Origin of the sequence: Bradyrhizobium sp. IC3195 (assembly GCF_020193585.1) — a bacterium.
Taxonomy (GTDB): domain Bacteria; phylum Pseudomonadota; class Alphaproteobacteria; order Rhizobiales; family Xanthobacteraceae; genus Bradyrhizobium; species Bradyrhizobium yuanmingense.
The window spans coordinates 1-16,032 of the sequence record NZ_JADYVG010000027.1 but is presented as its reverse complement, the minus strand read 5'-3'; the positions used below and the strand labels follow the sequence as shown (position 1 = coordinate 16,032).

Annotated in this window: 14 protein-coding genes; 2 read left to right on the top strand and 12 right to left on the bottom strand. The window is 65.3% G+C overall.

What is annotated here, in order from left to right:
* The first annotated feature begins 61 nt into the window (after window positions 1-61).
* Window positions 62-1,903, top strand: coding sequence for an ATP-dependent zinc metalloprotease FtsH (gene ftsH / locus I6F09_RS32905; RefSeq protein WP_225189865.1), 1,842 nt, complete (start codon window positions 62-64; stop codon window positions 1,901-1,903).
* Window positions 1,904-1,909: 6 nt separating this feature from the next.
* On the opposite strand, the gene I6F09_RS32900 is transcribed toward ftsH, so the two are convergent.
* Entirely contained in the window at window positions 1,910-2,143 is a 234-nt protein-coding gene (locus I6F09_RS32900) for a hypothetical protein (RefSeq protein ID WP_225189864.1), read from the bottom strand.
* A 375-nt stretch (window positions 2,144-2,518) separates the two neighbouring features.
* On the opposite strand from I6F09_RS32900, the gene rpoH reads away from it, so the two are divergent.
* A complete protein-coding gene (rpoH, locus tag I6F09_RS32895) occupies window positions 2,519-3,406 on the top strand; it encodes an RNA polymerase sigma factor RpoH (protein WP_225189863.1) in 888 nt (295 codons plus the stop codon).
* 344 nt (window positions 3,407-3,750) lie between these two features.
* Here rpoH and I6F09_RS32890 read toward each other — a convergent pair whose 3' ends face one another.
* From I6F09_RS32890 to I6F09_RS32840, 11 genes are all read right to left on the bottom strand, one after another.
* Window positions 3,751-4,083, bottom strand: a complete 333-nt coding sequence (locus I6F09_RS32890) for a hypothetical protein (RefSeq protein WP_225153563.1) — start codon at window positions 4,081-4,083, stop codon at window positions 3,751-3,753.
* A 79-nt stretch (window positions 4,084-4,162) separates the two neighbouring features.
* On the bottom strand, window positions 4,163-5,782 hold the full coding sequence (gene groL / locus I6F09_RS32885) for a chaperonin GroEL (RefSeq protein WP_225189862.1): 1,620 nt from the start codon (window positions 5,780-5,782) through the stop codon (window positions 4,163-4,165).
* Window positions 5,783-5,818: 36 nt separating this feature from the next.
* The gene (gene groES, locus I6F09_RS32880; RefSeq protein WP_036020204.1) at window positions 5,819-6,133 is read right to left on the bottom strand and encodes a co-chaperone GroES; all 315 of its coding nucleotides are present in this window, start codon (window positions 6,131-6,133) and stop codon (window positions 5,819-5,821) included.
* A 366-nt stretch (window positions 6,134-6,499) separates the two neighbouring features.
* Window positions 6,500-7,486, bottom strand: coding sequence for a dipeptide ABC transporter ATP-binding protein (locus I6F09_RS32875; protein WP_225148580.1), 987 nt, complete (start codon window positions 7,484-7,486; stop codon window positions 6,500-6,502).
* On the bottom strand, window positions 7,483-8,490 hold the full coding sequence (locus I6F09_RS32870; RefSeq protein WP_036002031.1) for an ABC transporter ATP-binding protein: 1,008 nt from the start codon (window positions 8,488-8,490) through the stop codon (window positions 7,483-7,485). Before I6F09_RS32870 ends, I6F09_RS32875 begins: the two co-directional genes overlap by 4 nt.
* Complete coding sequence (locus tag I6F09_RS32865; protein WP_036020171.1) at window positions 8,490-9,383, bottom strand: ABC transporter permease; 894 nt, start codon at window positions 9,381-9,383, stop codon at window positions 8,490-8,492. Before I6F09_RS32865 ends, I6F09_RS32870 begins: the two co-directional genes overlap by 1 nt.
* Before the next feature lie 9 nt (window positions 9,384-9,392).
* Entirely contained in the window at window positions 9,393-10,340 is a 948-nt protein-coding gene (locus tag I6F09_RS32860) for an ABC transporter permease (RefSeq protein ID WP_036002026.1), read from the bottom strand.
* A gap of 33 nt (window positions 10,341-10,373) precedes the next feature.
* The gene (locus I6F09_RS32855; protein ID WP_225189861.1) at window positions 10,374-11,972 is read right to left on the bottom strand and encodes an ABC transporter substrate-binding protein; all 1,599 of its coding nucleotides are present in this window, start codon (window positions 11,970-11,972) and stop codon (window positions 10,374-10,376) included.
* 410 nt (window positions 11,973-12,382) lie between these two features.
* The gene (locus tag I6F09_RS32850; RefSeq protein WP_225189860.1) at window positions 12,383-13,933 is read right to left on the bottom strand and encodes an AMP-binding protein; all 1,551 of its coding nucleotides are present in this window, start codon (window positions 13,931-13,933) and stop codon (window positions 12,383-12,385) included.
* Between the two features lie 18 nt (window positions 13,934-13,951).
* The gene (locus I6F09_RS32845; protein WP_225189859.1) at window positions 13,952-15,106 is read right to left on the bottom strand and encodes an iron-containing alcohol dehydrogenase; all 1,155 of its coding nucleotides are present in this window, start codon (window positions 15,104-15,106) and stop codon (window positions 13,952-13,954) included.
* Between the two features lie 364 nt (window positions 15,107-15,470).
* Complete coding sequence (locus I6F09_RS32840; protein ID WP_036020176.1) at window positions 15,471-15,716, bottom strand: PilZ domain-containing protein; 246 nt, start codon at window positions 15,714-15,716, stop codon at window positions 15,471-15,473.
* Window positions 15,717-16,032 lie beyond the last annotated feature (316 nt).

Below are 16,032 nucleotides of genomic sequence, written 5' to 3'. Positions count from 1 at the left end.
GCGCCAAGATGCGCCTCGACGTTAGCCCGGCCCGCGAAACACGATCGGATCTGGTCTTCGCATGAACAAGAATGCCCGTTTCAATCTCGGATATGCCATCGCCGCAATTTTCGCGGTCTTCCTAATCCAGTATCTGATCTCGGCGGCGAACCAGATCGCCGTGATCCCCTACAGCGAATATCAGCAATTGCTGCGGCAGGGGAAAGTCGAGGCGGTCGGCATCTCCGACCGCACCTTGCAGGGCACGCTGAAGGAGCCGCTGCCCGGCGGGCAGAAGCAGTTCGTCACCACGCGTGTCGACCAGGACGTCGCCCAGGAGCTAGAGAAGCACAGCGTCCGCTTCACCGGGCAGATCGAGAGCACGTTTCTGCGCGACCTGTTGTCCTGGGTCATGCCGGTTCTGCTGTTCTTCGGCGTCTGGTGGTACATCGGCCGCCGCATGGCCGAGGGCGGCGGGATCGGCGGCGGGCTGATGGCGATCGGCAAGAGCAAGGCCAAGGTCTACGTCGAATCCAACACCGGCGTCACCTTTGTCGACGTCGCCGGCGTGGACGAGGCCAAGGACGAACTGCGCGAGGTTGTCGATTTCCTGAAGAACCCGACCGACTATGGCCGGCTCGGCGGCCGCATGCCGAAGGGCGTGCTGCTGGTGGGGCCGCCGGGTACAGGCAAGACCTTGCTCGCCAAGGCCGTGGCCGGCGAGGCCAGGGTGCCGTTCTTCTCGATCTCCGGCTCGGAGTTCGTCGAGATGTTCGTCGGCGTCGGCGCGGCGCGGGTGCGGGACCTGTTCCAGCAGGCGCGCGAAAAGGCGCCGGCCATCATCTTCATCGACGAGCTCGACGCACTGGGCCGCGCCCGCGGCATCGGCCCGTTCGCCGGCGGCCATGACGAGAAGGAGCAGACGCTCAACCAGCTGCTCGTCGAGCTCGACGGCTTCGATTCGCGCTCCGGGCTCGTCATCCTCGCCGCCACCAACCGGCCCGAGATCCTCGACCCTGCCCTGCTCCGCGCCGGCCGCTTTGACCGCCAGGTGCTGGTCGACCGTCCAGACAAGCGGGGCCGGATCGAGATCCTCAAGGTGCACATGAAGAAGGTGCGCCTGGCCGAGAATGTCGATGCAGACGCCGTTGCCGCGCTGACACCAGGCTTCACGGGCGCGGATCTCGCCAATCTCGTCAACGAGGCCGCGCTGCTGGCGACGCGCCGCGCCGCCGAGGCGGTGACCATGAGCGATTTCAACAATGCGGTCGAGCGCATGATCGCAGGCCTGGAAAAGCGCAACCGCCTGCTCAACCCCAGGGAACGCGAGATCGTCGCCTATCACGAGATGGGGCACGCCCTCGTCGCGCTCTCACTGCCGGGGACCGATCCCGTGCACAAGGTCTCGATCATCCCGCGCGGCGTCGGCGCGCTCGGCTACACCATCCAGCGGCCGATCGAGGACCGTTTCCTGATGACCAAGGAGGAGCTGGAGAACAAGATGGCAGTGCTGCTCGGCGGCCGCGCCGCGGAGCTTATCGTGTTCGGGCACTTGTCGACCGGTGCGGCGGACGACCTGCGCCGCGTCACCGATATCGCCCGCAGCATGGTGACGCGCTACGGCATGTCGGAGCGTCTCGGCAGCGTCGCCTATGAGCGCGATCCCGGCAACTTCCTGGCCGGCCCTGACCGCCCCTATCCGACGCGCGAGCGCGACTATGCCGAGGAGACCGCGGCCGCGGTCGACCACGAGGTGAAAACCATCGTCGACCAGGTGTTCCAGCGCACCCAGGGCATCCTGACCACGCGGCGGCCGATCCTGGACCGCGCCGCAAGGAAGCTGCTCGAGAAGGAGACGCTGGAGCAGAGCGACATCGATGCGCTGATCCGGGAAATGCCCAAGGAAGGGCTGCGGGCGATCTAGGGCCACTCACGCGGCGCGCTTGCGCCTGATCTCGGCGGGAAGCTCGATCATCCACGTGTCCGGCGGCGAACCGTTCGAGATGAGCGGCGCGGGCGCGCCGTCGCGCTTCGGCGCCTCGATCCCGATGCCGGGATCGGTGCTTCTGGCGTGCCATTCGATCAGGAGATGGCCGGCCACCAACATCAAGCCGGCGCAGAACAGCGCAAGAGCCGCGCTCACGAGATCACGATAGTTATCCATCCCACGAACCAAACATGCGTGCAGCCTCATCGGCGCCTGCGTGGACCAGATTGGAATGAAGGCTTCGCGTTTCAAGAGCCTGTCTGCAGCGGCAAAGGCATACGGCAATCGCAATTTCCGTCACGACCGTTCACGCTGGAACATTCCGGCCATTTCCAAATTCTAGTGGCGCCCACCGGCCTGAGGCGTCTGGGTGCCATGATCGGGCTCAGCGATCAGGTTCGCGGTGGTCCAACCATCTTGCTCTAACGAGGATTTGGCCATGAAACCTGACTGCGCTCGGACCGCGCCGCTCTCGGCGCTTCACTCAGATTATCGCTTGGATCGGCAAGGCGCCCCTGATCGGGGCGAACGGTGCTCGTGAGGGAGGGCGCGATGTTGGTTGCCTCACTTCCTGCCCTTCACGGGGAAAGCGGGCTATCCCGCTATCTCAAGGAGATCCATCGTTTTCCGCTGCTCGAGGCATCGGAGGAAGCCGACTATGCGAGGCGATTGCGCGATAGCGGCGATCGTGACGCCGCCTATCGGCTGGTGACGAGCCATTTGCGGCTCGCGGCGAAGATCGCGCTGCAATATCGCCGCTATGGCCTCGCCATCGCCGACCTCATCTCGGAGGCCAATGTCGGGCTGATGCTGGCCGTCAAGCGGTTCGATCCCGAGAAAGGCTTCCGGCTTGCGACCTATGCCTCCTGGTGGATCAAGGCCTCGGTTCAGGAATACATCCTGCGATCATGGTCGCTCGTCAAGCTGGGCACCACTGCTGCGCAGAAGAAGCTGTTCTTCAACCTGCGCAAGCTGAAGAACAAGCTTGGCGTTGCGGAGGATGGCGAGCTCCGGACGGATCAGCTGACATCTATCGCGAGGCATCTCGACGTCAGGGAAGCCGACGTCGCCGAGATGAACGGCCGGCTGCGCGGCGACATCTCACTCAACGCGCCGATCAGCGTCGAGACAGAAGGCGACCAATGGCAGGACCGGCTGGTGGATCTCTCTCCCGATCCGGAGAGTCTGCTGCTGGACGCGGCCGACCGTGAACGCACCAAGGCTGCCCTCGCCGATGCACTCGCTGCGCTGACACCGCGGGAGCGCAGCATCGTCGAGGCGCGATATCTCGGCGAGCCTCAGCAGACGCTGGATGCGCTCGCCGGCAAGTTCGGCATCTCGCGCGAGCGCGTCCGGCAGATCGAGCAGCGCGCGTTGCAGCGGATCAAGGCGAAGATGTTCGCGCGCCTCGATGAGGCGCGCCTTGCGACGTCGCGTTAGGCGAGCGAAGAAGAATGCTGATCGGCCAAGGCCGATCAGCATCCTCTGCAGATATCGGGGACAAGACGTTCGGGCGAAAACTCCCGGCTCCTGCGCTCGGTCTGGCCGGACTTCTCAGGATTGCTCCGAGACGCTCCGACGGAACTGGTCGCAAGCTGCCGGGCGGGCTCGGCCGAGCTCCGCATCTCGGCGCGAGGCGTGTCGGCCTCCTTGGCCTGGAGCCCATTGGCCATGCCCAACAAAGCGACGGCGAGGACAATGCCTCTCATCTGATGATCCTCCTTTCGCGTGAGCGATGAGTGGCTGCAACGATGAGGAGCGGCCTCGCCGGCCGCTCCCCCGTATCAGCTGGTGGCAGGCTCCGGCCTGTCCCGATCAGGCGGCGTGAGGTCGAGCCGGATCCCGGATGGCCCGAGGACCGGCAGCAATGTGTCCACCTTCATGGTCGGGCTGCCCCGATCCCAGCTCGACCACGGCATCGTGTCCAGGTACGGGATCGGCGGCAAGGCGAGCCGCTCGAAACTGTCCGCAGTCTTGGCGGCAGGGCCGGGGCTTTCGGCGCCAAAGGCCGCAAAGGGCACCAGCGAGAGGCCAGCCCCAACGGCCAAGGCGGCGAGCCGCCGCAACGTTTTCCGAGTGGTTTCCCCGCGAGCGGAGAAAGCACGATCCTTGATCATTTCATCCTCCTTTCGTTCGAGAACACAGTCACAGATCCATGGCAAACGAGCCCGGCCGTTCGGCCGGGCTCGCCCGTCCTTAGAAGTCCATCGCGGGAGCGCTCGGCGCTTCCGTCTTCTTCGGCTTCTCGGCCACCAGCGCTTCGGTCGTGATGAGCAGCGAGGCCACCGAGGCCGCATCCTGCAAGGCGGTGCGGACGACCTTGGCAGGATCGATCACGCCGGCCTGCACCAGATCCTGGTACTCGCCAGTCGCGGCATTGAAGCCCCAGGTGTAGGTCTGGTTCTCGAGCAGCTTGCCGACGACGACGGAGCCGTCCTCACCCGCATTCTGCACGATCTGCCGCGCCGGGACCTGGATGGCGCGGCGCACGATGTCCACGCCCGCCTTCTGGTCGACATTGGCGGTCTTGACCCCGTCGAGCGCCTTGAGCGCGCGCAGCAGTGCCACGCCGCCGCCCGGCAGGATGCCTTCCTCGACCGCGGCCCGGGTCGCGTGCAGCGCATCGTCCACGCGGTCCTTGCGCTCCTTGACCTCGACCTCGGTCGCGCCGCCGACCCGGATCACCGCGACGCCGCCGGCGAGCTTGGCGAGACGCTCCTGCAGCTTCTCGCGGTCGTAGTCCGAGGTGGTTTCCTCGATCTGCGCCCTGATCTGCTGGCTGCGCGCCTCGATGTCCTTCTTGGCGCCGGCGCCGTCCACGATCGTCGTGTTCTCCTTCTCGATCACCACTTTCTTGGCACGGCCCAGCATCTTCACGGTGACGTTCTCGAGCTTGATGCCGAGATCTTCGGAGATCACGGTGCCGCCGGTAAGGATCGCGATATCCTCCAGCATCGCCTTGCGGCGGTCGCCGAAGCCCGGCGCCTTGACGGCGGCCACCTTCAGGCCGCCGCGCAGGCGGTTGACGACCAGCGTCGCCAGCGCCTCACCCTCGACCTCCTCCGCGATGATCAGGAGCGGCTTGCCGGATTGCACGACCTGCTCCAGCAGCGGCAGCACGGTCTGCAGGCCCGACAGCTTCTTCTCGTGGATCAGCACATAGGGATCTTCGAGCTCGGCCTTCATCTTCTCGGCGTTGGTGACGAAATAGGGCGAGATGTAGCCGCGGTCGAACTGCATGCCCTCGACCACTTCGAGCTCGGTGTGCAGGCTCTTCGCTTCCTCGACCGTGATCACGCCCTCATTGCCGACCTTCTGCATCGCATCCGCCAGGAAGCGGCCGATCTCGGTGTCGCCGTTGGCCGAGATGGTGCCGACCTGGGCGATCTCGTCGTTAGAGGTGATCTTCTTGGCGTGCGACTTGAGGTCGGCGACGATCGCATCCACGGCAAGGTCGACGCCGCGCTTGAGGTCCATCGGATTCATGCCGGCCGCGACGGCCTTGGCGCCCTCCTTGACGATGGCCTGCGCCAGCACCGTCGCCGTGGTGGTGCCGTCTCCGGCGAGATCACTGGTCTTCGAGGCGACCTCGCGCACCATCTGGGCGCCCATATTCTCGAACTTGTCCTCCAGCTCGATCTCCTTGGCGACGGTGACGCCGTCCTTGGTGATGCGGGGAGCGCCGAACGATTTCTCGAGGACGACGTTGCGCCCCTTTGGACCGAGCGTGACCTTCACCGCATTCGCCAGTGTGTCGACGCCCTGCAGCATGCGCTCGCGGGCCTCGGTCGCGAACTTCACGTCCTTGGCAGCCATGTTGTTAAACTCCTTTCCGTTCGATGACTGTCAGCGTTACGCCGCCTTCTTCAGCGTGCCGGCCTGCTCGGCCACGCCGAGAAGATCGCTTTCCTTCATGATCAACAGCTCCTCGCCGTCGATTTTGACCTCGGTGCCCGACCACTTGCCGAACAGCACCCGGTCGCCGACCTTGACGTCGAGCGGCACAAGCTGGCCCTGCTCGTTTCGCCCGCCCGGCCCCACGGCGATGACCTCGCCCTGCTGCGGCTTCTCCTTGGCGGTGTCGGGAATGATGATGCCGCCGGCGGTCTTCTCCTCGGCATCGATGCGGCGCACGAGCACACGGTCGTGCAACGGGCGGAAATGCATGCACATCCTCCTTGGGTAGGTTCAGCGATGTCCAAAATCCGGGTCCGGAACCGGCCCCCGGGCGGCAAACGACCTAGGAATACGCGGATTTCTAGTCAAGAGGACCTGCAAAAATTTTTGCGCTACTTCAAGATTCTTGTCCGGATCCTTTGGATGTGCCGCCGTCCCTGTCACGCCTGCTTGGCGGGCGAGGTGCATCGGCTTGGGCCCGCAAATCTCGAGAGCCGCCCTTACTGGTCATTTCCATGTGAGGATGATCCCATATAGCCCCTTGAGGTCCGCTTTGGGTCAAAAGCGGTAACGCTCTGCCGAGCAGAAGATTTCCGCTCCTCCCTCAGGAGCTGACATTTCTTCTATGAGTCCGCCTTAGCGGCCTCGCCCCGTCCCGTCATTGAGCAGACACGCCACCTGATGCCCGTCTCCGGCATCCACCAGCGCCGGCCGCTGCGTCTTGCACCGCTCCATCGCAAACCGGCAGCGGGTGTGAAATGCGCAGCCCGACGGCGGATTGACCGGGCTCGGCACGTCGCCGTCGACCAGCGGCGCGAGCTTCTTCGCCAGCGGGTTGGCGACCGGCACCGAGGCGAGCAGGGCCTGGGTGTAGGGATGCCGGGGATTGCGGAACAGCTCGTCCTTGTCGGCGATCTCGACGATGCGGCCGAGATACATCACGGCAACGCGGTGGCTGATATGGGCGACCACGGCAAGGTCGTGCGCGATGAAGAGATAGGAGAAGCCGTGCTGCCGCTGCAGGTCGATCAGAAGGTTGATCACCTGCGCCTGGATCGAGACGTCGAGCGCGGAGACCGGCTCGTCGCAGACGATCAGGCGTGGCCCCAGCGCCAGCGCGCGGGCAATGCAGATGCGCTGGCGCTGACCGCCGGAGAACTGATGCGGGAAATTGCGCATCTGGTCAGGCCGCAATCCCACCTGCTCGAACAGTGTTGCGACCCGGGCTTCCAGCTCCTTGCCTGTGGCAAGTCCGTGCACGGCGATCGGCTCGCCAACGATGTCGCCGGCGGTCATGCGCGGATTGAGCGAGGCGAACGGATCCTGGAACACGATCTGCATCGAGCGGCGATGCGGCCGCATCGCCGTTTTCGACAGATGCGTGATGTCCTCGCCGTCGAGACGGATCTGGCCCGAGGTCGGCTCGACCAGCCGCAGCACGCTGCGCGCCACCGTGGACTTGCCGCAGCCGGATTCGCCGACGAGGCCGAGCGTCTCGCCGGTGCCGAGCGCGAACGAGACGCCATCGACCGCGTGCACGGTGCCAACCTGCCGGCGCAACACGCCGGCGCGCACAGGGTAGTGCTTCTTGAGGTCGGTGACTTCGAGCAACGCCTCGGTCATGCCACCTCCGCGACTTCTTCGGCGCGCCAGCAGGCGGCCAGATGCCCGCCGCCCCAATCTGCCAGCGGCGGATATTCGGCCTCGCAGCGCTTGATGGCGAGCTTGCAGCGCGGCGCGAAGGCGCAGCCTTGCGGCAGCCGCACCAGCGACGGCACCGTGCCGGGGATTTCGTTCAGCCGCGCCTGCGCGGCGGCGCCGGAGGCCGGCACGGCCGGGATCGAGGCCATCAGCCCGCGCGTATAGGGATGCTTCGGCGCGGCGAACAGCGCCTCGACGCTGGCCTCCTCGACCTTTCGCCCCGCATACATCACGATCACGCGTTGCGCGGTCTGCGCGACCACGCCGAGATCGTGCGTGATCAGCACGAGCCCGGTGCCGAGCTCCTTCTGCAGGTCGAGGATCAGCGCCAGGATCTGCGCCTGGATGGTGACGTCGAGCGCGGTGGTCGGCTCATCCGCGATCAGGAGCGCCGGCCGGCAGGCCAGCGCCATTGCGATCATCGCACGCTGGCGCATGCCGCCGGAGAGCTGGTGCGGATACTCGCGCGCGCGCCGCGCCGGCTCGGGAATGCGCACCAGCCGCAGCATCTCGACGGCGATGCCTTGCGCCTCTTTCGCCGAGATATGCCGATGCAGCCGCACCGCCTCGACGATCTGGTCGCCGATCCGCATCACCGGATTGAGCGAGGTCATCGGCTCCTGGAAGATCATGGAGATGCGATTGCCCCTGACGGCGCGCATCTGCGCCTCATCCAGCGCCAGCAGGTCGGTGCCTTCCAGCGAGACGGAGCCGCCGACGATCCGGCCGGGCGGATCGGGCACGAGACGCATCAGCGACAGCGCGGTGACGCTCTTGCCGCAGCCGGATTCACCGACGATCGCCAGCGTCTCGCCGCGCCTCACGCTGAAGGAGAGGTCGTCGACCGCCTTGAACAGGCCGGAATTGGTGAAGAACACCGTCTTCAGGTTCTTCACGTCGAGCACCAGATCGGTCTTGTCCGCCATCAGCCGCGCTGCCTCGGATCCAGGATGTCGCGCAGGGCGTCGCCGAACAGGTTGGCGCCGAACACGGCGAGGCTGATCGCGACGCCCGGGAAGATCACCAGCCACGGCGCGGTGCGGACATATTCGGCGGCGGATTCGGACAACATGCGCCCCCACGACGGATAGGGTTCGGGAATGCCGAGGCCGAGGAAGGACAGCGAAGCCTCGGTCAGGATGGTCGAGCCGAGCTGGGCGGTGGCGAGCACGATCAGCGGCGCCAGCGTGTTCGGCAGCACGTGACGCAGCGCGATCCGCATCTCGCTCATGCCGATCGACTTGGCGGCCTCCACGAACGGCTGTTCGCGTAGCGCCAGCGTGTTGGCTCGGATGACGCGCGCCACCGTCGGGATCAGCGGAATGGCGATGGCGATGATCACGTTCGGCAGCGAGGGCCCGAGCGCGGCTGTCATCACTAGCGCCAGCACCAGGAGCGGCAGTGCCTGCAGCACGTCGGAGACGCGCTGGAACACCAGATCGAACCAGCCGGAGAGATAGCCCGAGGTAAGGCCGACGATCACACCGATGGTGCCGCCGAGCACGGTCGAGCCGATGCCGACCGCGAGCGAAATCCGCGCGCCGTGGATGATGCGGCTGAACACGTCGCGGCCGAAGGAATCGGTGCCCATCCAGTGCGCCCAGCTCGGCCGCGCCAGCGCGCGGGCGGAATCGACGGTCAGCGGATCATAGCGCGCGATGACATCGGCGAAGATCGCCGTCAGCACGAACAATGTCATGATGACGAGCCCGGCCGCGCCCAGCACGTGCCGCTGCGCCATGAACAGCACGCGCCGCCAGCCCCCGGTCGCATGCGCCCCGGCCCGCCTCAGCTCAACGTCGAAGTCGATCGCGGCCAAGCTGCTCTCCTAATCCGTGTACCTGATCCGCGGGTCGAACACCGCGTAGAGCATGTCGACGGTGAAATTGGCGAACACCACCACGACCGCGATGAACATCACGAGGTTCTGCACGATCGGATAGTCGCGCCAGCGGATCGCCTCCACCAGGAAGCGCGCGACGCCGGGGATGTTGAACACGGTCTCAGTGACGATCAGGCCGCCGATCAGGAACGCCGCCTCGATGCCGATCACCGTGATCACGGGCAGGATCGCGTTCTTCAGCGCGTGGTGATAGTTCACCGCCGCCTCGGATGCGCCCTTGGCGCGGGCGGTGCGGATGTAGTCCTGCCGCAGCACCTCCAGCATCGAGGAGCGTGTGATGCGCATGGTCAGCGCCGCGCTGCGGAAGCCGACGGCGGCAGCCGGCACGGCGTAGGTCGCGAACGCCTCGAGCCAGGTCTTCGGGTTGGGATTGAAGATCGGCATCTGCCCGAACATCGCCACCGACGCTGTGAGGATCAGAAGGCCGAGCCAGAACGAGGGCAGCGACAGCCCGCTGAGGCTGACGACGCGAAGCGCGTAGTCGAGCTTCGTGCCCTGCTTCACCGCGCTGATGACGCCGAGCGGAATGCCGATCGATGCCGAGAACAGCAGCGCGAGGCCGGCGAGCTTTGCCGTGATCGGAATCCGCGGCAGGATCTCCTGCAGCGCCGGCTTCTCCGAGACGTAGGAGAAGCCGAAATCGCCGCGCATGAAGCCGCTGATCCAGTGCCAATATTGCACGATCAGGGGACGGTCGATGCCGAGCTCCTTCTCCAGATTGGCCTTGTCGGCCGGGTCGACATAGCCGGCGGCGGCGAACAGGATGTCGACGATGTTGCCCGGCACGATGCGCAGCAGGAAGAAGATGACGATCGAGATCCCGAACAGGGTCACGAACATCAGGAACAGGCGCCGCACCAGATAGGCAAACATGCACCGCCCTCCGCGCCAGCCGTTAGCGTCGCGTCACTTGTCGAGCCACACGTCCTCGTAGCGGAAGCCGTTGTAGGAGCTGTTCGACATGATCGTGACGCCCTTGACGTGGGGGTGCCAGCAGGTGCCGGCGCGGGCATGGAAGATGATCGGGCGGGCGACGTCCTCCTGCAGCTTCTTGTCGATGTCCCACACCAGCGGCCTGCGCTTTCCGATGTCGGTCTCCTGCGACTGCACGTCGAACAGCTTCTCGATCTCCTTGTTGCAATAATTGGTGTAGTTCCGCTCCGAGCCGCAGGCATAGTTCTCGTAGAACGACTGGTCGGGATCGTCGACGGCATTGCCGGTCAGGTTGAGGCCGAGCATGTAATCCTTGCGCGCGACCTTCGGGAACCAGTTCGCGGTTTCCACGACGTCGAGCTCGCCGTCGATATAGATGGTCTTGAGCTGGTCGATCAGGATCACGGCGGGGTCGCGATATTCCGCGATGTTACGCGTCGAGACTTTCACGGCGAGGCGCTTGTCCGGACCGTAGCCCGCCTTCTGCATCAGCTTCTTGGCTTCCTCGCGGTTGGCGTTGATGTCGCGGCCATAGCCCGGAATGGTCTCCAGCCTGTCCTTCGGCATGCCCCAGAGGCCCTGCGGCGGCGGCAGCATGGTGCCGCCGATGTCGCCCTGGCCTTCGAACAGGATGTCGACGAACGCCTTGCGGTCGAGCGCGAGCGCCATGGCACGGCGGATGTCGATGTTGTCGAACGGCGCGGAGGTCGAATTGACGATGATGTTGGTCGAGACGTTGGTCGGCTCGACGACGCAGGTCGCATTCGGCGCCTGCGACTTGATGTCCTTCAAAAGCGGGATCGTGATGTGCGTCGGAAAGGTCATGTCGAACTTGCCGGCGACGAAGGCCAGGATCGCGGTCGAGCGGTTGGTGATGATGGTGTACTCGATGCCGTCGAGATGGGGCAGGCCCTTCTTCCAATAGTTGGGATTGCGCGTCAGCTTGATCGATTCGTTGGCCTTGAACTCGACGAACTTGAACGGTCCGGTCCCGATCGGATGAGTGCGCATGTCCGCCGGCGAGACATGACAGGGATAGACCGGCGTGTAGCCGGAGGCGAGCATCGCCAGCAGCGAGGGCTGCGGCCGCTTCAGGTCGAAGGTGACCTCGAATTCGCCGTTGGTCGTGACCTCGTTGACCTCGCTGTACCAGGCCTTGCGCGGATTCTGCCGCAGCTTCTGCTGCGACTTGCCCATCAACAGATCGAAGCTGCATTTGACGTCGGCCGAGGTGAACGGCTTGCCGTCGTGCCATTTCACGCCCTGGCGCAGCTTGAACGTCAGCTTCTTGTTGTCGCTGCTCCAGGACCAGCTTTCGGCGAGGTCCGGCCGCAGCGTATCGGGGCTGTTCTGCGCGATGTGCTGATCGTAGATGAGGAGATTGTTGAACACCCCCATGAAGGGAATGTTGATCGAATAGGTCGCGCCTTCGAGGATCGAGGCGTTGGCCGGACTGTCGCGGTGATACATCCGCAAAATGCCGCCCTGCTTGGGCTCGCCGGCGAGCGTGGCAGTTGAGGTCGTCAGCACAGATAACGCCGCCATTGCGGCGAGCGCCCACACGCTCCGCATGCTCATCCTCCCTGGACCTCGGCCTTTTGCGGCCTGTTTATCCCGACGATAGCGAGGCGCGTGCAGCGAGGCAACCCGCAAGGCTAGCTGCGCTCTCGACAATTCGGATGACGGAATATCTCAGGCGCTTCTCTCATCATGCGAGAGTGCAGGTGCGAAGACGCGATTCCCTGTGAGAGTTTGCGCGAGGTCGCCTCAACAACCTCCGCTGTCATCCTGGACAAGCGCGCCCTAAGCGCGCGCCGATCCGGGATCCATAGCCACAGGGAGGAGTTTGGCGAAGACTTGGAGTTGCCAGCTCATGCCGCAACTCCTCCCTGGGGTTATGGGTCCCGGGCTCGCGACTTCGTCGCGCCCCGGGACGACAGCAGAGTTTGTTGCGCTTGCCGGCGCGCGCAGCGAAGCAGCCCTCACACGATCCGCGAGACCTTGTTCCCCCAGTACCGGTCCCGCAGCAGCCGCTTGTACAGCTTGCCGGTCGGCAGCCGCGGCAATTCCTTTTCGAAATCGACCGAGCGCGGCACCTTCTGCCGCGACAGCGACTTTGCGCAGAACGCGATCAGCTCCTCGGCGAGCGCCGGCCCCGGCTCCACGCCGGGCATCGGCTGCACCACCGCCTTCACCTCCTCGCCGAGATCGGCATTGGGTACGCCGAACACCGCGGCGTCCGCCACCTTGGGGTGGATGATCAGGAGGTTCTCGCATTCCTGCGGATAGATGTTCACCCCGCCGGAGATGATCATGAAGGTGGCGCGGTCGGTCAGGTATAGGAAGCGGTCGGCATCGACATAGCCGACGTCGCCGACCGTGCTCATGCTCCCATCGGCAGAGCGCGCCTCCTTGGTTTTCTCGGGATCGTTGAAATATTCGAACGGCGTTGCCGTCTTGAACCAGACCTGGCCGGGCGTGCCGGTCGGGCATTCCCGCATGTTCTCGTCGAGAATGTGCAGGTCCCCGAGCAGCACCTTGCCGACGGTGCCGCGATGCGCCAGCCATTCCTCGCTGTTGCAGGCGGTGAAGCCGAGGCCTTCGGTGGCGCCGTAATATTCGTGGATGATCGGTCCCCACCATTTGATCATCTCGTCCTTGACCTGCGGCGGACAGGGCGCGGCGGCGTGGATGGCGATCTCCAGCGAGGACAGATCGTAGCGGGCGCGCACCTCCTCCGGCAACTTCAGCATGCGCGAGAACATCGTCGGCACCAATTGCGTGTGGGTGATGCCCCATTGCTCGACCAGCTGCAGGTAACGCTCGGGATCGAAGCTTTCCATGATGATCACGGTGCCGCCCATGCGGATCGTGAGGTTCACGGCCGCCTGCGGCGCCGAATGATAGAGCGGCGCCGGCGACAGGTAGACCATGCCCTCGCGGTAGTGCCAGAGCCTCAACAGGAAATCGAACAGCGGCAGATTGTGCTTCGGTTTCTCCTCCGGCAGCGGGCGCAGGATGCCCTTAGGTCGTCCCGTCGTGCCGGAGGAATAGAGCATGGCGGTGCCGAGCCACTCGTCGGGAATCGGCGTTGCCGGCAGGCCGGCGGTCACCTCCGATAGGCCAACGATGCGCTCGCTCTCGCCCGGGCCGTCGGCGACGATGCAGAGCTTGATGTCGGGACAAGCCTCGATCGCCTCGCGCGCGATGGCGAGCTTGGCCATCGACGTGATCAAAATCTTCGACTGGCTGTTGACGAGCAGATAGGCGAGCTCGCCCGGCGTCAGGAACGAGTTGATGCAGGTGTAGTAGAGCCCGGAGCGCTCGCCCGCGCCGCAGGCTTCGAGATAACGCGCATTGTTCTCCATGAAGATTGAATAATGGTCGAGCCGCCTCAAGCCGTGCTGGCGGAACAAGTGCGCCAGCCGGTTGCTGCGCGCCTCCAAGTCGCGATAGGTGACGGCCTCGCCGGTCGCCGCCATGATGAAGGCGGGCTGCAGCGGACGCAGGCGGGCGTGGTGACCTGTATACATCGATCCTCCGGATGTCGATCAGGCGGCAAGCAGCAGGATCTCGCGCACATCGGCGGAGCTAGCGATCTTGCGCGGGTTGCGCGGAATCCAGTTCGTGCGCATCGCGGCTTCCGCAATCGCATTGAAATGATCCGGCGCGATGCGCACGTCGGCGAGGCTGCGCGGCATGCCGAGCGAGCGGATGAAGGCATCGAGCACGTCGGCAGCATTGCGGCCGGGATAGCCCATGGCGGCCGCGACGATCATCTGCCGCTCGGCATTGTCGCGCGCGTTCCAGCGCATCACCGCCGGCAGCATGACGCAGGAGGTGTAGCCGTGCGGCACGTCGAAGGCCCCGCCCAGCACGTAGCCGATGCCGTGGCTCGCGCCCATGGGCACGCCGGCGGCGAGCGCACCCATCGACAGCCAGGTGCCGATCTGCGCATCCATCCGCGCATCGAGATCCAAAGGGTCGGCCTTCACCCGCGGCAGCGCGTCGGCGAGCATGGCGAGGCCCTTCACCGCCTGCGCATCGGCGTAAGGATGCGTCTCGCGCGAGCAGATCGCCTCGACGCAATGGTCGATGGCGCGGATGCCGGTCGACAGGAACAGCCATTCCGGCGTGTGCACGGTGATCGCAGGATCGAGGATGGTCGCGCGCGGCACCGCGAGCGGATGCCGCAGCATCTGCTTCACGTGGCTCGCGCGGTCGGTGACACCAGCGATCGATGAGAACTCGCCGCCGGCGATCGTGGTCGGCACGCTGACCTGCCGCACGTGAGGCGCCTTCATCTCGGGCGCAACGCCCTTGTGCACGCGGATGCGGTCGATACCGGCGATATCGTCGATCCCGTTGGCAAGGCAGAGCTGCACCGCCTTGGCGCCGTCGGTGATGGAACCGCCGCCGATGGTGACGATCAGATCCGCCTCCGCCGCGCGCGCCGCTTGTGTCGCCGCGATCACCGCCTCGCGCGGCGTATGCGCCGGCATGGCGTCGAACAGGCCGGCGCAGCGGGAGCCGAGCGCCTCCCTGATTTTCGTGATCTCATCGGTCTGCCGGTTCAGCGTCCCCGACACCATCAGGAAGGCGCGGCTTGTTCCCAGCCGGTCCATCTGCGCGACGATGGCTTCAGCCGCAGGATGGCCGAACACGACCTCCTCGATCGCACCGAACACGACACGCCCCTGGTGCACGCCTGTCCTCCCCGGACAATTCGTTTGTTGTTGTGGCCGCAATCTAGCCGACCCCGCCGGAGCCGTCATGCGCGAAGACGCTGACCGTTTGCAGCGCAAAGGCGGGCTGTTGCAGATTGTGTGAACAGTGCTTCGGCGTCGGGACCGAGCTCCCTCTCCCGCTTGCGGGAGAGGGTTGGGGAGAGGGCTCTCTCCGCGGCGGAGCCGTCGCGGGTATCCCGCAGAGATCTCTCGCCGCGCAGGGAGAGCCTCAGTCAATTCTCGACAACCCCAACGCAGAGACACCCTCTCCCCAACCCTCCCCCGCAGGCGGGGGAGGGAGCGCAGTGCCGATGCCGAAGCAGGGCAGGCTATCAGCGCCCCCTCAAAACACCACGCCCACGCGCGTGCCGCGCTTCCAGGCGATGCGGCAGCGCTTCTTGGTGTTGACGTGGAGCAGCTCGAAGCGATCGGGGATCGCCACCTGGCCGCCGAGATCGACGCAGGCTCCGCCGGGCGAATAGTCGATCAGCGTGCACGGGATCACCGGCGCGCGCGGGTCGGTGATGATCTTGGCCTGGCGTGACACCAGGCCCGCGGGCTTCACACGGACGAACTTTCGCGGATGCATTGGCACGTCTCCTCCAACTCCGCAGGTCGCGGCGGCTGATCTGTCCCAATCATGGAAAAGAGATGATGCGATCCGCCTAAGGCGCGCCTGAGAATTTTAACGAAAAGTGTCAGCGAAAGGCAAAAGCAGCGGTAGCGGAGTGCGCTTCCCCTCTCCCCTTGTGGGAGAGGGTGGCTTCGATGCGAAGCATCGAAGCCGGGTGAGGGGTTCTATCCTCGCGAACGGTCCCACGCGCGGCAACAACCCCTCATCCGGCGCTTCGCGCCACCTTCTCCCACAAGGGGAGAAGGGAAGTCACCCCGTCACCCCCTCCACC

Coding starts and splice junctions, on each gene's coding strand:
- rpoH (WP_225189863.1), top strand. CDS start 2,519: ATGTTGGTTGCCTCACTTCCTGCCCTTCACGGGGAAAGCGGGCTATCC.
- I6F09_RS32890 (WP_225153563.1), bottom strand. CDS start 4,083: ATGATCAAGGATCGTGCTTTCTCCGCTCGCGGGGAAACCACTCGGAAA.
- groL (WP_225189862.1), bottom strand. CDS start 5,782: ATGGCTGCCAAGGACGTGAAGTTCGCGACCGAGGCCCGCGAGCGCATG.
- I6F09_RS32870 (WP_036002031.1), bottom strand. CDS start 8,490: ATGGCGGACAAGACCGATCTGGTGCTCGACGTGAAGAACCTGAAGACG.
- I6F09_RS32900 (WP_225189864.1), bottom strand. CDS start 2,143: ATGGATAACTATCGTGATCTCGTGAGCGCGGCTCTTGCGCTGTTCTGC.
- groES (WP_036020204.1), bottom strand. CDS start 6,133: ATGCATTTCCGCCCGTTGCACGACCGTGTGCTCGTGCGCCGCATCGAT.
- I6F09_RS32840 (WP_036020176.1), bottom strand. CDS start 15,716: ATGCATCCGCGAAAGTTCGTCCGTGTGAAGCCCGCGGGCCTGGTGTCA.
- I6F09_RS32850 (WP_225189860.1), bottom strand. CDS start 13,933: ATGTATACAGGTCACCACGCCCGCCTGCGTCCGCTGCAGCCCGCCTTC.
- ftsH (WP_225189865.1), top strand. CDS start 62: ATGAACAAGAATGCCCGTTTCAATCTCGGATATGCCATCGCCGCAATT.
- I6F09_RS32860 (WP_036002026.1), bottom strand. CDS start 10,340: ATGTTTGCCTATCTGGTGCGGCGCCTGTTCCTGATGTTCGTGACCCTG.
- I6F09_RS32875 (WP_225148580.1), bottom strand. CDS start 7,486: ATGACCGAGGCGTTGCTCGAAGTCACCGACCTCAAGAAGCACTACCCT.
- I6F09_RS32855 (WP_225189861.1), bottom strand. CDS start 11,972: ATGCGGAGCGTGTGGGCGCTCGCCGCAATGGCGGCGTTATCTGTGCTG.